This window comes from Streptomyces sp. bgisy100, from assembly GCF_057709105.1.
Genome location: NZ_JBYITE010000044.1, coordinates 48,549 through 62,920, shown reverse-complemented (window position 1 = coordinate 62,920; position 14,372 = coordinate 48,549). Strand labels below are relative to the sequence as shown.

Sequence of the window (14,372 nt, the reverse complement as noted above, 5' to 3'; positions counted from 1 at the left end):
CTGGTCACCATCTCGATCGGCTCCTTGCCGGGCACGAACGAGGTGAGGAAGGCGACCTTGGTGCCCTTCTCCGGCACCACCGGCACCGGATCCCGCGCCACCAGCGTGGCATGCGCGTTGGAGACCACCGTGAACAGCCGGAACAGTTCGATCAGCCCGATGGAGACGAGCATCGTGGTGTCCGCCGCCGTCTCCCACCCGGCTGCGTACGTCCGGTGCACCCAGTGCTCCGGCTGCAGCAGCCAGACCAGGAGCACGGCTGAGAGAACGGGGGCCGCCCCGAGCAGCAGCGCGGCGCGGATCCGGTGGGGCTCCTGCGCCAGCAGGCTGCGGTAGCGGACCCGGTAGGGGCGGCCCGGCTCGGGCTCGGTGAGCGGACCGGCCAGCCGGCTGTAGCGCTCGTAGTCGTAGACCTGACGGTGCGATGCCATCGGGGCGCCCCCGCGGACTCGTTCGGACGAAACGTTGTGGAGCGATGACCCGGATGGCTCACTTCCAGTGGTCATCAACCGAGAGGACAAGGTAACGAGCAGTTCGATCGACGTTGTGTACATCGCACTTACGGCGCGCCACGGGCGTTCCGCCGAAAGGGGCCCCACCCGCTCGGCGTATTCGGGCGCGTCCTGCGCAATTCGGAAAGGGAGATCTGCCAGGGTCTGATCAGTCGGATTATCTTGCTGAAGTCGGAGGGTCAGTCATGCAGGTTTCCCTGGGCAGGACGGGCCGGAGCATGCTGTGCGCGTTGTCGTCCGTCGCCCTGACGACGGCGCTGCCGCAGGCCGCGGCCGCGGCGGCTGTCGGGGAAGCCTCCCGGATTCCGTTCACCGAGCGCTATCGGGCGGTTCAGCACGGAGGCCTCGTCCGGACCGCCAACACCTCCGTGACCTGCGAGTCCACTGCCGGTGCGAAGGTTCCGTGCGCGGACGCGAAGGCGGGCGCCAAGGGGTCCAACGGCGATTACCGCATGACGTACATCGATGTCGACAAGGACCCGAACACCTACAACTCCAGCCGGGCGGAGCTGAAACTTCCCGAGAATTCCACCGTGAGCTATGCCCGCCTCTATTGGGGCGGCAATCTGCGCGTCGGCGAGCAGAAGCCGGTCAAGGACAACGGGCGGGTGCTCTTCGCCGAACCCGGTGGCCAGTACAAGGAAGTCCTCGCCGACACCACGATCGGCCATCTCTCCGGCAATGGATTCGACGCCTACTCGGCCTCGGCGGATGTCACCGACATCGTGAAGGACGCCAATCCCGGGGCCTTCACGGTGGCGCAGATCAATATCGCCAAGGGGCATTCGGCCGCGGGCACCTGGGGCGGCTGGACCCTGGTCGTCGCCTACACCGACCAGACCGCGCCGCTGCGCGAACTCGCCGTCTGGGACGGATTCGAGAGCGTGAGCGCGGAGCGGCGCAGCTACGCCCTGACACTCGACGGTCTGCGCATCCCCGCCAAGGGCTCGGGCAGTCTCGGCGTCGTCGCCTACGACGGGGACCGGGGCTCCGGCCGCAACGCGCTCAGCGTGCGGGCCGACCGGGCCCCGGCGGTCGCGCTGCACGACGACGCCAACCCGGCCGACGACGCGATGAACTCGACGATCGCCGACGCCGGCCGGCCGGTCTCCGGGCGCCAGCCCTCCTACCGCAACACCCTCGGCTACGACTCCGACGTCTACGACCTGCGGCCGGTCCTCGGAAACGGGGCCGAGGAGCTCACGGTCGGCTTCGGCACCGAGGAGGAGGGCTACCACGTCGGAGCCCTGTTCCTGCAGGCCGACGCCAGTCGCTGACGCCGCCGCCACGCAGCACCCCGGCGGCGCCGTTTCGCCGCCGGGCCTGGTTCCATCCGGTCCGTGTACGGGAGCGACGCGTGCCGCAACACAAGCGTGAAGGACGCCTGCCGACGGTGCTGCACATCTCCCAGCCCGTCGACGGCGGCGTCGCCCGGGTCGTCGTCGACCTGGTGCGCAGCCAGGCCCGGTCGGGCCTGCGCGTTGTGGTCGCCTGCCCTCCCGGGGGCGGGCTGGGCGACGCCGCGGCGGACGCCGGCGCGGAGGTGCTGAGCTGGCCCGCCGGCCGTGAACCGGGGCGGCGCCTTCCCCTGGAGACGCTGCGGCTGGCCCGGCTGATCCGGCGTGCCCGGCCGGGGCTGGTGCACGCGCACAGCGCCAAGGCCGGGCTCGCCGCCCGGCTCGCCGTCCGCGGCCGGATCCCCACCGTCTACCAGCCGCACGCCTGGTCCTTCGAGGCCGTCGGCGGGCGCACCGCCGAGCTGGCCCTGCGCTGGGAGCGGTACGCCGCCCGCTGGGCGCAGCGGGTGCTGTGCGTCAGCGAGGACGAACGGCTGCGCGGTGTCCGGGCCGGGGTGCCCGGCCGGTGGGCGGTCGTCCGCAACGGCGTCGACACCGACCGCTTCCGGCCCGCCGGCCCGGCGGCCCGGGAGGACGCCCGGGCCGCACTGCCCGCCCTGCGGGAACTGCCCCACCGGGCACCGCTGGTGGTCTGCGTGGGACGGCTGTGCCGGCAGAAGGGCCAGGACGTCCTGCTGCGCGCCTGGCCCGCGGTGGCGGCCGCGGTGCCCGGCGCCGTGCTCGCCCTCGTCGGGGACGGTCCCGACCACGGCGCGCTGCGCGAAGCCGCGCCACCGGGCGTGCTGTTCGCCGGTGCCGCCGACGACACCGCTCCCTGGTACACCGCGGCGGACCTCGTCGTCCTGCCGTCCCGGTGGGAGGGCATGGCGCTCGCCCCGCTGGAGGCCATGGCCTGCGCCCGCCCGGTGGTGGTCTCCGAGGTGGCGGGCGCACGGGAGAGTCTGGCCCCCGGCCACGCCGACGGCTGTCTGGTGCCGCCCGAGGACCCCCGGGCGCTCGCCCGCGCGCTGACCGCCCTGCTGCTCGATCCCGGACGCCGCCGCACGCTGGGGGAGCAGGCCCGCGAGCAGGTGCGCGGCGCGTACGACATCCGGCGCACCACGGCCGCCGTCACCCGCCTCTACGGCGACCTGCTCCGGCCGGCCCCGTTCACCCCTCACCCGTCCGTGCCCGGTCGCCCGAAGCGCGGCCCGTCCGCACACGGTCGCCCAGAAGAGCCCGGCCCGTCCGCGGCCGCGCGCGCCGAGCCCGGCCCCTGCGCGCCCGCACCTGCCGGGGACGGCCCGTCCGGGCAGGGCCCGTCCGGGCAGGGCCTGCCCGGGGGAGCGGCACCCGGTGCGCGCCAGGGACCCGTCGACCGGCCGGGCCCGTCCACCGACTCCAGGGAGCGCATCAGGCGATGAGCACGGAGAACGCAGGGGTGCCGAAGCCCGGGCGGGTCATGTCGCTGCCGGTGGACACGAGCCGTGCGGTGCCCGTCTTCACACCGCGCCGGCCGCCGCGCCGTCCCGCCCCGGCCGAACAGCGCAGGCCCCCGTACGCCGGGCGTGCCGTCGTCCTGCTGGCCGGCGCCGACGTCCTCGCCGCGACGGCCGCCGCGGTCCCGCTCGGCGAGCCCGTCCGGGCGGCCGTCGCCCTCGGCCCGGCCCTGGCGGTGGTCCTGCTGTTCAACGCCCGACGCGGCCTGCACCGGCCCGGACCCGCCACCACGGCCTTGGACGAACTGCCCCGGCTGCTGCCCCACTGCGTGATCGCCTGGTGCGTGGCGACGGCCGTCCTGGTGTGCGTACGCCCCTCCGCCGCCCCCGGGTGGGCCCTGCTGGCGGCCGTCGTGACGGTGCACCTGACCTGCGCGGGACTGCTGCGCGGCGCCGTCCACCTGCTGCGCCGCCGCAACCGGCGGCGCCATCCGCACTCCGCCCTGGTCGTCGGCGGCGGCGCGGCCGGCCGGAGGGTCACCGCGGCCCTGCACGACCACCCGGAGTACGGCATTCACCCGGTCGGCCTGGTCCTCCCAGCACCCGCACCGGAGCCGGCCGACGACCCGTCACCCCCCGCCGAGCTGCCCGTCCCGGTGCTCGTGTCGCCCGAGGACATCACCCGGGCCGTCATCCAGAACGCCGTACGGGACGCCGTCTTCACCCGCGGCCCCTGGGAGGACCCCCGGGATGCCGCGCTCGCCCGGCTGCTGGCCGAGCAGGGCTGCACGGTCTGGCTGGTGCACGCCGAACCCGCCGCCGACACCGGACCCCGCCGGCCCGGCGGCCCCGACCACCTCTGGGGTTTCGCCTGCCGGCGCCTCGACGCACCGCCCCGCAACCACCTGGGCATCCTCGGCAAGCGGGCACTGGACGTCCTGGTCGCCGCGGTCGCCCTGATCTGCGCCGCACCCGTCCTGCTGGCCTGCGCCGTGGCCGTGCGGTGGTCCGACGGACCGGGAGTTATCTTCCGCCAGGAGCGGGTCGGGATGGCCGGACGGCCGTTCACCGTCCTCAAGTTCCGCACCCTGCGCCCGGCCGACGAACACGAGTCCGCCACGCTCTGGAACGTCGCCGACGACCGGCGGATGAGCGCCGTCGGCCGGCTGCTGCGGCGCACCTCGCTGGACGAGCTCCCGCAGCTGTGGAACGTGCTGCGCGGGGACATGAGCCTGGTCGGTCCGCGGCCCGAACGGCCCTTCTTCGTACGGCAGTTCAGCAAGGCGCACCCGGGCTACGCCGCCCGCCACCGGATGCCCGTCGGCATCACCGGCCTCGCGCAGGTCCACGGGCTGCGCGGCGACACCTCCATCGAGGACCGGGCCCGGTTCGACAACCACTACATCGAGACGTGGTCGCTCTGGCAGGACGTCCGCATCCTGCTGCGCACCGCGGGCTCCCTCTTCCGACACGGAGGCAGCTGAGGATGACCACCCTGCCGATCCTCCCGGCGTCGCTGCGGGCCCGCTGCGCCGGGCTGTGGCGTGTGCTGCCCGCCGTCGCCACCGTGCTGCTGCTCTGCGCGCCCGGGCGGCGGGACGAGGCGGACATCACCACGGCCGTGCACATCACCACCGCCGACGTGGCCTCGGCCGTGCTCGTGGTGATCTGCGCCGTCGCCCTGCTGCGGGACCGGGAACGGCCGCTGACCCGGACCGCCGTGGTGGTCCTGGGGACGCCCGCCGTCGCGTTCGCCCTGGCCACCGTCGCCTCCCGGGATCCGGAGACGAGCCTGCCGGGCTTCGTGCGCTACGTGCAGATCTTCGTCCTCGTCCCGGCCGCGGTCCTGCTGCTGCTCCGCTCCCGCCGCGACTTCCGCTGGGTGGCCACGGCGCTGATCGCGGTCGCCGTCTTCCAGGGCGCGGTCGGCGTCCACCAGTACGTCACCGAATCGGGTGCCTCGTACGCCGGACGGTACATCCGGGCCGTCGGCACCTTCGGCGCGCTCGACGTGATGGGCATGGCCACCGTCGTCGCCCACGGCGTGGTGCTCGCCCTCGCTCTGGGGCTGGCCCCGCCCGCCGGGAGTCCCCGCTGGGTGCGGCCCGCCGCGCTCGGCACCTCGGCACTCCTGCTGGTCCCGCTCGCCTTCTCGTTCAGCCGCGGGGCCTGGATCGCCACCGCGCTGGCCTGCACCGCCGTCCTCCTCCTCGCCGGACTGCGCACCGCCCTGGGCTCCATGGCCGTCCTGGTCGCCGCCGCCGTCGTCCTGGTCGGCGGGGCCGGCGTCGGTTCCGCACTCATCGGCGAACGGCTCACCAGCATCACCGAGGTCGCCGAGACCCCCGACCGGTCGGTCACCGACCGGTACGCGATGTGGTCCGCCGCCGTCTCCATGTGGCGCGACGCGCCCGTGACCGGTGTGGGGCTCAAGGGGTACCCGGCGCACCGCGACGCCCACGCGTCCATCGGCCTCTCCTCCAGCAGCGACACCGCGTCCGCCGGCGCGAAGTTCCAGCGGGAGCCGCTGCTCACCCCGCACAACATGTATCTGCTCGTCCTCAGCGAGCAGGGCCTCGTCGGGCTGACGGCCGTCGTCGGCAGCTGGACCGCCGTCCTCGTCCTCGGCGTACGGCGGCTGCGCCGCGGCCGGGGCGCCCTGCGCACCGGAAAGCCCGCCGACTGCGGTCTGGCCGCCGCCGGTCTGCTCGTATACCAGCTCGCCGACTTCCTGTACGCGGACATCGGCGGCCCGGAGACCGTCATCACCGCCCTGATGTACGGACTGGCCGCCTGGTGGGCCCTGGGCAGCGAGGCCCGGGTGGAGGGCCCGCCGGTCGGCAGCGTGCCGGCACCGGCCTCGGCGGCGGTCGCTATGGTCCCGGGCGGGACGGGCCACCCATGAGCGACGCGGTGACGGTGCCGCAGCACACGGCCGGCACACCGGCCGGGACCGGGGCGCCCGCCGGTGCCCCGGCGCCCCGGCCGGGCGAGCGGTTCGTCGCCCGGGCCGCGGCCGTCACCGCCGTCCTCACCGCCGCCGGGGCGCTGTTCGGGCTGGTCCGGGACCAGTTGATCGCCCATCTCTTCGGCGCGAACGGCGAGACCGACGCGTTCCTCGTCGCCTGGACCGTGCCCGAGATCGCCGCGACCCTGCTCATCGAGGACGCCATGGCGCTGGTGATGATCCCGGCCTTCAGCCTGGCGCTCTCCCGGCGCGCCGCGGGCTCCGCGGACGCGGGCCCGGATCCCGTCGGCGGGCTCGTCGCCGCGACCGCCCCCCGGCTGTTCCTGACGCTCGCCGGATCCTCCGTGGCGCTCGCCGCCGCGGCACCCTGGCTGGTCCGGCTGCTCGCGCCCGGACTCGCCGACCCCGGCACCGCCGTGGACTGCACCCGGTTCACCGCCGTCACCGTCCTCTGCTTCGGCATCGCCGGATACTTCAGCGCCGCCCTCCGCGCCCACCGGCGGTTCGTGCCCCCGGCAGCCATCTACGTGGCCTACAACGCCGGGATCATCGCCACCGTGCTGGCCCTGCACCGCACGGGCGGGGTCCGGGCCGCCGCCGCGGGGGTCGCCCTCGGCGGCGTTCTGATGGTCCTGGTGCAACTGCCGTCGATTCTGCGGCAGTTGCCCGCCCGGACCGGCCGGCATCTCCGCCGCGCCCCGGAGCGCCCGGGAGACCGCTCTCCGGTACCGGCGGCCGTGCCCGGCGCCCTGGCACGCGTCCGCACCGTCGTCCTGCCCGGCCTGCGGCGTCCGGCCGGCCCGCTCGCCGCGCCGGCCGGACCGTCCGGGGGCACCCCTGCGCCGTCCGGTGGCCCGCACCGGACGCCGCGGGTCCGTACGCCACGGGTCCGCACGGCGCCCCTGTGCGGCCCCGTCCTCGCGCCGGTCGCCCTCTTCGCCCTCACCCGGCAGGCGCAGGTCCTGGTGGAACGCCATCTCGCCTCCTCGCTGCCGGCCGGAGCCATCTCGCACCTGAACTACGCGCAGAAGGTGGCGCAGGTCCCCATGGTCCTCTCGCTGATGGTCTGCACGGTGACGTTCCCGCTCGTCGCCCGGGCCATGGCCGACGGCCAGGCCGACCGCGCCCGCCGCCGCGTCGAGCGGGACCTGACCCTCGCCGGTCTGGTGGTGCTGCTCGGCGCCGCGTACGTCGCCGCCTGCGCCCCCCAGCTGATCCAGCTCCTCTTCCAGCGGGGCGCCTTCGACAGCCACGACACCGCGGCGACGGCCTCCGTGATGCGCGTCTACGCCCTCGGGCTGCTCGGCCACAGCCTCACCGGCGCGCTGATCCGGCCTTATTTCTCCGCCGCCCGGCCCACCTGGCACCCGGCCGCGTCGATGGCCGCGGGACTGCTGATCACCATCACCGGTGCCCGGGCCGCCGTCCCGTACTGCGGAGTGCGGGGCATCGCCGCCGCCAACGCGCTGGGCATCCTCGTCACCGCGCTGCTGCTGCTCCGCGGCCTCGGCCGGCAGGGCATCGCCGTCGACGTCCGCCGGGTGACGACGGGACTGGGCCGGCTCGCGCTCGCCGCCGCCGTCGCCACGGCCGCCGGCTGGGCCGCGGCATCCGCGTGCGGCACCGCCCCGGTCGCCGCGGCGGCCGGCGGCCTCGTCGTCCCCACCGCGTTCGCCGCCACGGCCCTCTGCCTCCGCGCACCGGAAATCCGGCTGCTGCTCTCCTCCGTCGACCGAAGGCGCCGCCATGCCCGCTGAACCCTGGCTGCTGATGTACCACTCCGTCACCCGCTGCACGGAGGACCCCTACCGGGTCACCGTCGCCCCCGACCGGCTGCGCCGCCAGCTGCGGTGGCTGAAGAACCGCGGGCTGCGCGGCGTGGGCATCGCCGAACTGCTCCGGGAGCGCGCCGCGGGCCGCGGATCCCGGCTGGTCGGCCTCACCTTCGACGACGGCTACGCCGACTTCACCGAGAACGCCGTCCCGCTGCTCCGCGAACACGGCTTCACCGCCACGGTCTTCGTGCTCCCCGGCCGCCTCGGCGGCGACAACGCCTGGGACCCGCTCGGCCCCCGCAAGCCGCTGCTCACCGAGGAGGGCGTCCGGAACGCCGCGATCGCCGGCATGGAGATCGGCTCCCACGGCTTGCGCCACGTGAGCCTCCCCGACGCCGATGAGGCCACCCTCCTCGCGGAGACCGCCCACAGCCGCAAACTGCTCCGCGAGATCACCGACCGCCCCGTCGAGGGCTACTGCTACGCCTACGGCGACGTCGACGCCCGGGCCGTCGGCGCCGTGCGCGGCGCGGGCTACAGCTACGCCTGCGCCATCGACCCCGGCCCGCTCACCGGCCCGTACGCCCTGCCGCGCATCCACATCGGCAACGACGACACCGCGCTGCGGCTCACCGTCAAGCGGCTGCTGCACCCCTTCCGCCGCCGGGCGATGCCCGACGCGCCGCGCGCCGGAGTCGCGCGATGAGAGTGCTGCACATCATCACCGGTCTCGGCGCGGGCGGCGCGGAACAGCAACTCCGGCTGCTCCTGCGCCACCTGCCGGTCCGGTGCGATGTGCTCACCCTCACCAACCCCGGCGCCGTGGCCCGCGGCATCCGGGCCGACGGCACCCGCGTCACCGATCTGGGCATGCGCGGCAACCGCGACCTGTCCGCGCTGCCCCGGCTCGTCCGCACGGTCCGGGCAGGCCGCTACGACCTGGTCCACACCCACCTCTACCGGGCCTGCGTCTTCGGCCGCACCGCCGCCCGGACCGCCGGGGTACGGGCCGTGGTCGCCACCGAGCACTCCCTCGGCGCGGCCGGCATCGAGGGCCGGCCGCTCACCGCCGCGAACCGCGCCCTCTACCTCGCCACCGAGCGCCTGGGATCGGCCACCGTCGCCGTCTCCGCCACCGTCGCGGCCCGGCTGCGCGCCTGGGGCGTTCCCGGCCACCGCATCCGGGTGGTGCCCAACGGCATCGACGCCGGCCACTTCCGCTTCGACCCCGCGGCCCGCGCCGCCGCCCGCGCCCGGCTCGGCATCCCCGACGACGCCTTCGTGGCCGGGGGAGTGGGCCGGCTCGTCCCCGGAAAGCGGTACGACGTCCTGCTCGACGCCGCCGCGCGCGTGCCCGGCGTCCGGCTGCTGCTGGCGGGCGACGGACCCGAGCGCACCGCCCTGCGGGAACAGGCGCTCCGGCTCGGCATCTCCGCCCGCGTCCGGCTGACCGGCGAGTGCGGCGGCGCGGTGGCCTCCGACGCGGGCCGCGGCACGGACGTTCCCGGACTCCTCGCCGCCATGGACCTGTTCGTCTCCCCCTCCACCGAGGAGACCTTCGGCCTCGCCGTGCTGGAGGCCCTCGCCGCCGGACTGCCCGTCCTCCACGTCACCAGCCCCGCCATCGACGAACTCCCGGCCGACGAGGCTCCCGGCGCCCTCCGGATCGCCCCCGGCGCCGGGCCGCTGGCCGACGCCCTGGCCGCCGCGGCCCGCCGGCATCCGGCCGCCACCCCGCTCCGCCTGCCCGCTCCCGCCGTCCGGCGCTACGACATCGCGCACAGCGCCGAACAACTGGTGGCCGTCTACGACCGCGCCCTGGCCACCGCCGGAGCCGCCCGCCGCCCGCCCGCCGTACCGCACCGCTCCGTTCCCACCCTGTCCCATCCGAAGAGGTGACCGCCGCCATGACCGAAACCGTCCTGACGAAGCCGTCCGAGCCCCGGACCGCCCGCCGCCTGTCCTCCCCGTCCTTCCTGCCCAGGCCGCTGCCCATCTGGGCGCCCGTGCTGCTGCTGGCCCTGCTCGGCGGGCTCCTCGGCGGGGTCTACGGCCTGGTGAAGGCGCCCCGGTTCACCGCCTCCAGCTATGTGGTGGTGGCACCCGGCAAGGCCGCGGACCCGGCGACCGCCCTCGGCTTCGCCCACGCCTACGGCCGGGTCGTCACCGGCGGGGCCGTCCTCGACAACGCCCAGACGGCCGCCGGTGTCCCCGCGGAGACCCTCCGGAAGCGCGTCCGGGCCCTCACCTCGCCCGAAGCCCCGATGATCGAGATCCAGGGCAGTGACTCCCGCGCCGAACAGGCCGCCGTCAACGCCAACGAGGTCGCCCGCGCTCTCACCAGCTACGCGAACGCCTCCGCGTCCAACACCGGAGTGCGGCTCGCGGTCCTCTCCAAAGCGCTCACCCCTGCCGCCCCGACCTCCCCGTCGGCGAAGATCGGCGTCGGCGTCGGCGCCTGCGCCGGTGGCCTGCTGGGCTGCCTGGTGATGCTGGTCCAGCCCGGCACCCGCCGACGGGCCGTGGACCGGCCCGCCGCGGACGGTGCCAGGTGACGGCGCCGACGACCGCCCGCGCCCGGCCCGGTCCGCAGCTTCCCACCGGCCTGTCCGTGACCCTGTGCGGCGACCCCGACCGCTTCGCCCGGCTCGCCCCCGCCTGGGACGGCCTGCACCGGCGCTGCCGCAGCGCCACCCCGTTCCAGACCCACGCCTGGCTGCACTCGTGGTGGCAGTCCTACGGGACGCCGGGACGGCTGCGGCTGCTGCTGGTGCACCGGGACGGCCGGCTGGTCGGCGCCGCCCCGCTGATACTGACCTACCGTCCGATGCCCGCCCTCACCCCCCTGGGCGGCACCCTCTCGGACTTCCTCGATGTGCTGATCGACGACTCCTGCGCGGACGCCGCGGCGCACGCACTGGTCAACGGGCTGAGCCAGGCGGCCCGGGCCGCCGTCGTCGACCTGCGGGAGGCCCGCCCGGGCGCCGCCGCCGAGCGGCTCTTCGAGCTCTGGCCCGGCCCCCGGCGCCGCCGGGAGGACTCGCTGTGCCTGGAGCTCCCGGGCGTTCCCGTCGAGGAACTGCTCCGGCGGATGCCCGCGTCCAGCGCCCGCCGCTCCCGCGCCAAGCTGCGCAAGCTCGCCGGCCTGGACCTCGAGGACCGCCCCGTGCCCGAACACGAGGTGCCCCGCGCGGTCGAGACCATGCTCCGGCTGCACAGCCTGCAGTGGCAGGGGCGCGGGGTGACCCCCGAGCACCTCCGCCCCCGGTTCGCCGCCCATCTGCTGCGAGCGGTCCCCCTGATGGTCGGGGCGGGGCACGCCGTCGTCACCGAGTACCGGCTCGACGGCCACGTGGCCGCGGTGGACGTGACCCTGACGTCGTCCGGCCTCGCCGGCGGCTACCTGTACGGGGCCCACCCCGATCTCCGGGCCGCCAAGGCCGACATCAACACCATGCTGCTGCGCCACGACGCGGACTGCGCCGCCCGGACCGGCCGGGCCCTCAGCCTGCTGCGGGGCGACGAGGCCTACAAGCACCACTGGCGGCCGGAGCGCGTGGTCAACCAGCGCTATCTGCTGGCCCGCCGGGAGCTGGAGCCGATGCTGCGGCTCTACGCGGCACAGGTGGCGGGCCGGACCCGGCTCGCCGAGGAGGTACGGACCAGGGCCCCGGCCCTGCGCGCCTGGCGCACCCGGCTCAACAACTGGCGGGCGGGCGGCGCCGGACCGCGGTGACAGCGGCCCGGCGGCCGGCTCAGGAGCCCCGGCTCAGGAGTCCTGCCAGAACCGGACGCACAGCCGCCGCCGGCCGACGAACGGCGACAGCCACGGCACCGGACCCAGCTGCAGACAGTCCGCCCGTGCCCCCTGCTCCGGGCCGAGAACTCCGGTGAACTGCACCGAACGGAAGACCCGGGAGGCCCGCGGATTCTTCCCGCACCGCCACACCCCGTGCGGACAGTAATCGGTGATCGTGTGGTACTCCGGCGGATGATCCGCGATCCACTTCAGCATTCTGCGCATGTATTCCGGGTTGTCGCCGTTCCGGAAGAGCCCCCACTCCGGATACGAGACCGGTTTGCCGTGCGCCTCCGCGAATTCCACATGGGCACGCAGTCCGAAAGGCTGGTCGACGTGCTCGTCGAAATCGTTCCCGGGCGGCTGGTCGTAGGAATCCATGCCGATGATGTCGACCACGTCGTCGCCCGGATAACAGTGCGTCCAGCCGATGGCGTCCTCCCCCCGGCTCGGCGCGAAATCGAACCGGAACCGCTGCCCCGGCACCGAGCGCATAACCATCACGATGCCCATCCAGTACGCCTTCCAGGCCTCCGGGTTCGGGGCGCAGCGTCCCGTGTAGGTGGTGCCGTTCATCTCCCAGCCCGGCACGATCACCGTGTCCGCCAGGCCCAGTTCGACCAGCCGCGCGGCCAGCGTCCGGTAGTGCTCGTCGAACTCGCCCTGGGCCCCGCGCTCCAGGAGTCCGGCCACCTCGCGGTCCGGCACCCGGGCCTCGTTGCGGTCCAGCATCGGCACGTTCAGCACGAACAGCCGGTCCGGGTCCGCGTTCCGCCAGCGCGCCCACGCCCCCAGCAGCCCCCGGTCACCCTCGATGTCGGTCCAGTGGTTCCCCGGCAGATAGGTGTGCCCGACGCGCAACTCGGTTCCGCCGAGCCACTGCTGCATTCTCGTCATGTCCCGTACGCCCTCGGCTCCGGAGCCGAGGAACGCTCCCCACGGAACCCCCGCCGGCTCCGGCCGCCAGGAGCGCGACCCGCCCCGCAGCGGCCCGGCCGTCGCCATGGCCGCACCCGTGAGGATCACGACCACGGCGAGCACGCCGAGGCACATGGACAAAAGCCGCCGGGACGGGTGGGACATGGCTACTCCTTCCGGCGTGCAACTCGGACGGGCTGCATACCCCCTGACAGTAAATGGGACGTATTTCGCACAGTCTCATTGAATGGATTCTGATAGCCCGTTCGAGAATTCATCGCCCGCACGGCCCATCGACCCGAAGGGGAGCAGTGCACCACGACTCCGCGGCTCACCCGGCTCCGCGCCCGACGTTCGACACCGGTGTGCCGGCACTGCTGCTCCGCCTCGACGACAACCCCTTTCACCACGGAACACTGGGTGCCGTCAGATCGCTCGGCCGGGCGGGAATCGAGGTGCACACCCTCGTCGAGTCGCCCGGCAGCCCGGTCAACCGGTCCCGCTTTCTGCACCGGGCCCACCACTGGCCCGGCGGCGGCCCCTCCCTCGAGCGGCTCTACCCCGCGCTCCGCCGCATCGCCCGGCACATCGGCCGTCCCGCGGTGCTGATCCCCATGGACGACATCAGCGCGATCGCCGCCGACCGGATCGCCCCCCACCTCGACGGCAGCTATCTGATGGTTCATCAATCGACCGGACTCTCCGAGCGGGTGGCCGACAAGGCGCAACTCGCCGAACTGTGCCGGACCGCCGGTATCTGCCACCCGCTCACCGTCGTCCCCGGAAGCGGCCGGGAGGCGGCCGGCTTCGCCCGGGACCTCGGCCTGCCCGTGGTGGCGAAGTGGAGCCGGCCCTGGCTGCTGTCCCGGACGACGGGGCTGCGCAGCACCACGCTCGTCCACACCCCCGACCAGGCCCGCGCGCTCTACGAGCACAGCGCACACGCCGGCAGCCCGCTGCTGCTCCAGCAGCACATTCCCGGCGGCCGCGGCACCGACTGGTTCTTCCACGGCTGTTTCGGCGCGGAGTCCGTCTGCCTGGTCGGCGGCACCGGCCGCAAGGAACTCGCCTGGCCGGTGCGCACCGGACTGACCGCCGTCGGCACCTGGTTCCCCAACCTCGAAGTGGAACGCGCCGCGCTCGGACTCGCCCAGCGGCTGGGCTACCGCGGGATTCTCGACCTCGACTTCCGGCGCGACACCACCACCGGCCGGTACCACCTGCTCGACTTCAACCCCCGCCCCGGCGCGCAGTTCCGGCTCTTCACCGACCGGGCCGGACAGGACGTCGTCCGCGCCCTGCACCTCGATCTCACCGGCCGGCCCGTCACCGCCGCGGAACCCCTCCCCGGCCGGGTCTTCGTGGCGGAGAACTACGCCCTGCTGTCCGGCCTCACGACCGCCGCCACCGCACGGCTGCGGCGCGACACCGTCCGCCGCCCCGGCAGGGGCACCCGGCGCCGGACCGGGGAGACCGCCTGGTTCGCCGCCGACGACCCCGCGCCGTTCGCCGCGATGGCCGCCGGCTGGCTGGGCCGCGGCGGCCGGAAGGGCCTGCGGCGGCTGCGCCCCCGCCCCCGGGCGGCCCTGGCCCCCTGACCCACCGTCCGGCCGAGAGCCCGGCC

Annotated in this window: 11 protein-coding genes and 1 pseudogene; 10 read left to right on the top strand and 2 right to left on the bottom strand. The window is 74.9% G+C overall.

The genetic code is table 11. The annotated features are described in order from the left end of the window. Positions 1–431, bottom strand: a pseudogene (locus AC3EQ1_RS24820) (glycosyl transferase); the annotation flags it as partial. Between the two features lie 266 nt (positions 432–697). On the opposite strand from AC3EQ1_RS24820, the gene AC3EQ1_RS24815 reads away from it, so the two are divergent. From AC3EQ1_RS24815 to AC3EQ1_RS24775, 9 genes are all read left to right on the top strand, one after another. After that, positions 698–1,789: a DUF3344 domain-containing protein gene (locus AC3EQ1_RS24815; protein ID WP_432096544.1), complete on the top strand. Its 1,092-nt coding sequence runs from the start codon at positions 698–700 to the stop codon at positions 1,787–1,789. 80 nt (positions 1,790–1,869) lie between these two features. Beyond that, complete coding sequence (locus AC3EQ1_RS24810; RefSeq protein ID WP_432096543.1) at positions 1,870–3,273, top strand: glycosyltransferase; 1,404 nt, start codon at positions 1,870–1,872, stop codon at positions 3,271–3,273. After that, entirely contained in the window at positions 3,270–4,772 is a 1,503-nt protein-coding gene (locus tag AC3EQ1_RS24805; RefSeq protein WP_432096542.1) for a sugar transferase, read from the top strand. The genes AC3EQ1_RS24810 and AC3EQ1_RS24805 overlap by 4 nt, the downstream gene beginning before the upstream one ends. Positions 4,773–4,774: 2 nt before the next feature. Further along, the gene (locus AC3EQ1_RS24800) at positions 4,775–6,193 is read left to right on the top strand and encodes an O-antigen ligase family protein (protein WP_432096541.1); all 1,419 of its coding nucleotides are present in this window, start codon (positions 4,775–4,777) and stop codon (positions 6,191–6,193) included. Continuing rightward, positions 6,190–8,013, top strand: coding sequence for a lipid II flippase MurJ (locus AC3EQ1_RS24795; RefSeq protein ID WP_432096540.1), 1,824 nt, complete (start codon positions 6,190–6,192; stop codon positions 8,011–8,013). The genes AC3EQ1_RS24800 and AC3EQ1_RS24795 overlap by 4 nt, the downstream gene beginning before the upstream one ends. Next, positions 8,003–8,737 carry a polysaccharide deacetylase family protein gene (locus AC3EQ1_RS24790; protein ID WP_432096539.1) on the top strand — a complete coding sequence of 245 codons (735 nt, stop codon included), beginning with the start codon at positions 8,003–8,005 and terminating at the stop codon, positions 8,735–8,737. The genes AC3EQ1_RS24795 and AC3EQ1_RS24790 overlap by 11 nt, the downstream gene beginning before the upstream one ends. Continuing rightward, positions 8,734–9,930, top strand: a complete 1,197-nt coding sequence (locus AC3EQ1_RS24785; protein ID WP_432096538.1) for a glycosyltransferase — start codon at positions 8,734–8,736, stop codon at positions 9,928–9,930. Before AC3EQ1_RS24790 ends, AC3EQ1_RS24785 begins: the two co-directional genes overlap by 4 nt. A gap of 8 nt (positions 9,931–9,938) precedes the next feature. After that, on the top strand, positions 9,939–10,586 hold the full coding sequence (locus tag AC3EQ1_RS24780; RefSeq protein ID WP_432096537.1) for a YveK family protein: 648 nt from the start codon (positions 9,939–9,941) through the stop codon (positions 10,584–10,586). Continuing rightward, on the top strand, positions 10,583–11,767 hold the full coding sequence (locus tag AC3EQ1_RS24775; protein WP_432096536.1) for a GNAT family N-acetyltransferase: 1,185 nt from the start codon (positions 10,583–10,585) through the stop codon (positions 11,765–11,767). The genes AC3EQ1_RS24780 and AC3EQ1_RS24775 overlap by 4 nt, the downstream gene beginning before the upstream one ends. A gap of 33 nt (positions 11,768–11,800) precedes the next feature. Here the strand turns inward: AC3EQ1_RS24775 and AC3EQ1_RS24770 are convergent, their stop codons facing one another. Further along, positions 11,801–12,913, bottom strand: a complete 1,113-nt coding sequence (locus AC3EQ1_RS24770) for a glycoside hydrolase family 26 protein (RefSeq protein ID WP_432096535.1) — start codon at positions 12,911–12,913, stop codon at positions 11,801–11,803. Between the two features lie 146 nt (positions 12,914–13,059). On the opposite strand from AC3EQ1_RS24770, the gene AC3EQ1_RS24765 reads away from it, so the two are divergent. Then, entirely contained in the window at positions 13,060–14,346 is a 1,287-nt protein-coding gene (locus AC3EQ1_RS24765) for a carboxylate--amine ligase (RefSeq protein ID WP_432096534.1), read from the top strand. Positions 14,347–14,372: the final 26 nt, after the last annotated feature.

Bases quoted from the DNA above. Each gene is read 5' to 3' on its own strand.
- AC3EQ1_RS24780 (WP_432096537.1), top strand. From the start codon at position 9,939: ATGACCGAAACCGTCCTGACGAAGCCGTCCGAGCCCCGGACCGCCCGC.
- AC3EQ1_RS24805 (WP_432096542.1), top strand. From the start codon at position 3,270: ATGAGCACGGAGAACGCAGGGGTGCCGAAGCCCGGGCGGGTCATGTCG.
- AC3EQ1_RS24790 (WP_432096539.1), top strand. From the start codon at position 8,003: ATGCCCGCTGAACCCTGGCTGCTGATGTACCACTCCGTCACCCGCTGC.
- AC3EQ1_RS24785 (WP_432096538.1), top strand. From the start codon at position 8,734: ATGAGAGTGCTGCACATCATCACCGGTCTCGGCGCGGGCGGCGCGGAA.
- AC3EQ1_RS24795 (WP_432096540.1), top strand. From the start codon at position 6,190: ATGAGCGACGCGGTGACGGTGCCGCAGCACACGGCCGGCACACCGGCC.
- AC3EQ1_RS24800 (WP_432096541.1), top strand. From the start codon at position 4,775: ATGACCACCCTGCCGATCCTCCCGGCGTCGCTGCGGGCCCGCTGCGCC.
- AC3EQ1_RS24815 (WP_432096544.1), top strand. From the start codon at position 698: ATGCAGGTTTCCCTGGGCAGGACGGGCCGGAGCATGCTGTGCGCGTTG.
- AC3EQ1_RS24770 (WP_432096535.1), bottom strand. From the start codon at position 12,913: ATGTCCCACCCGTCCCGGCGGCTTTTGTCCATGTGCCTCGGCGTGCTC.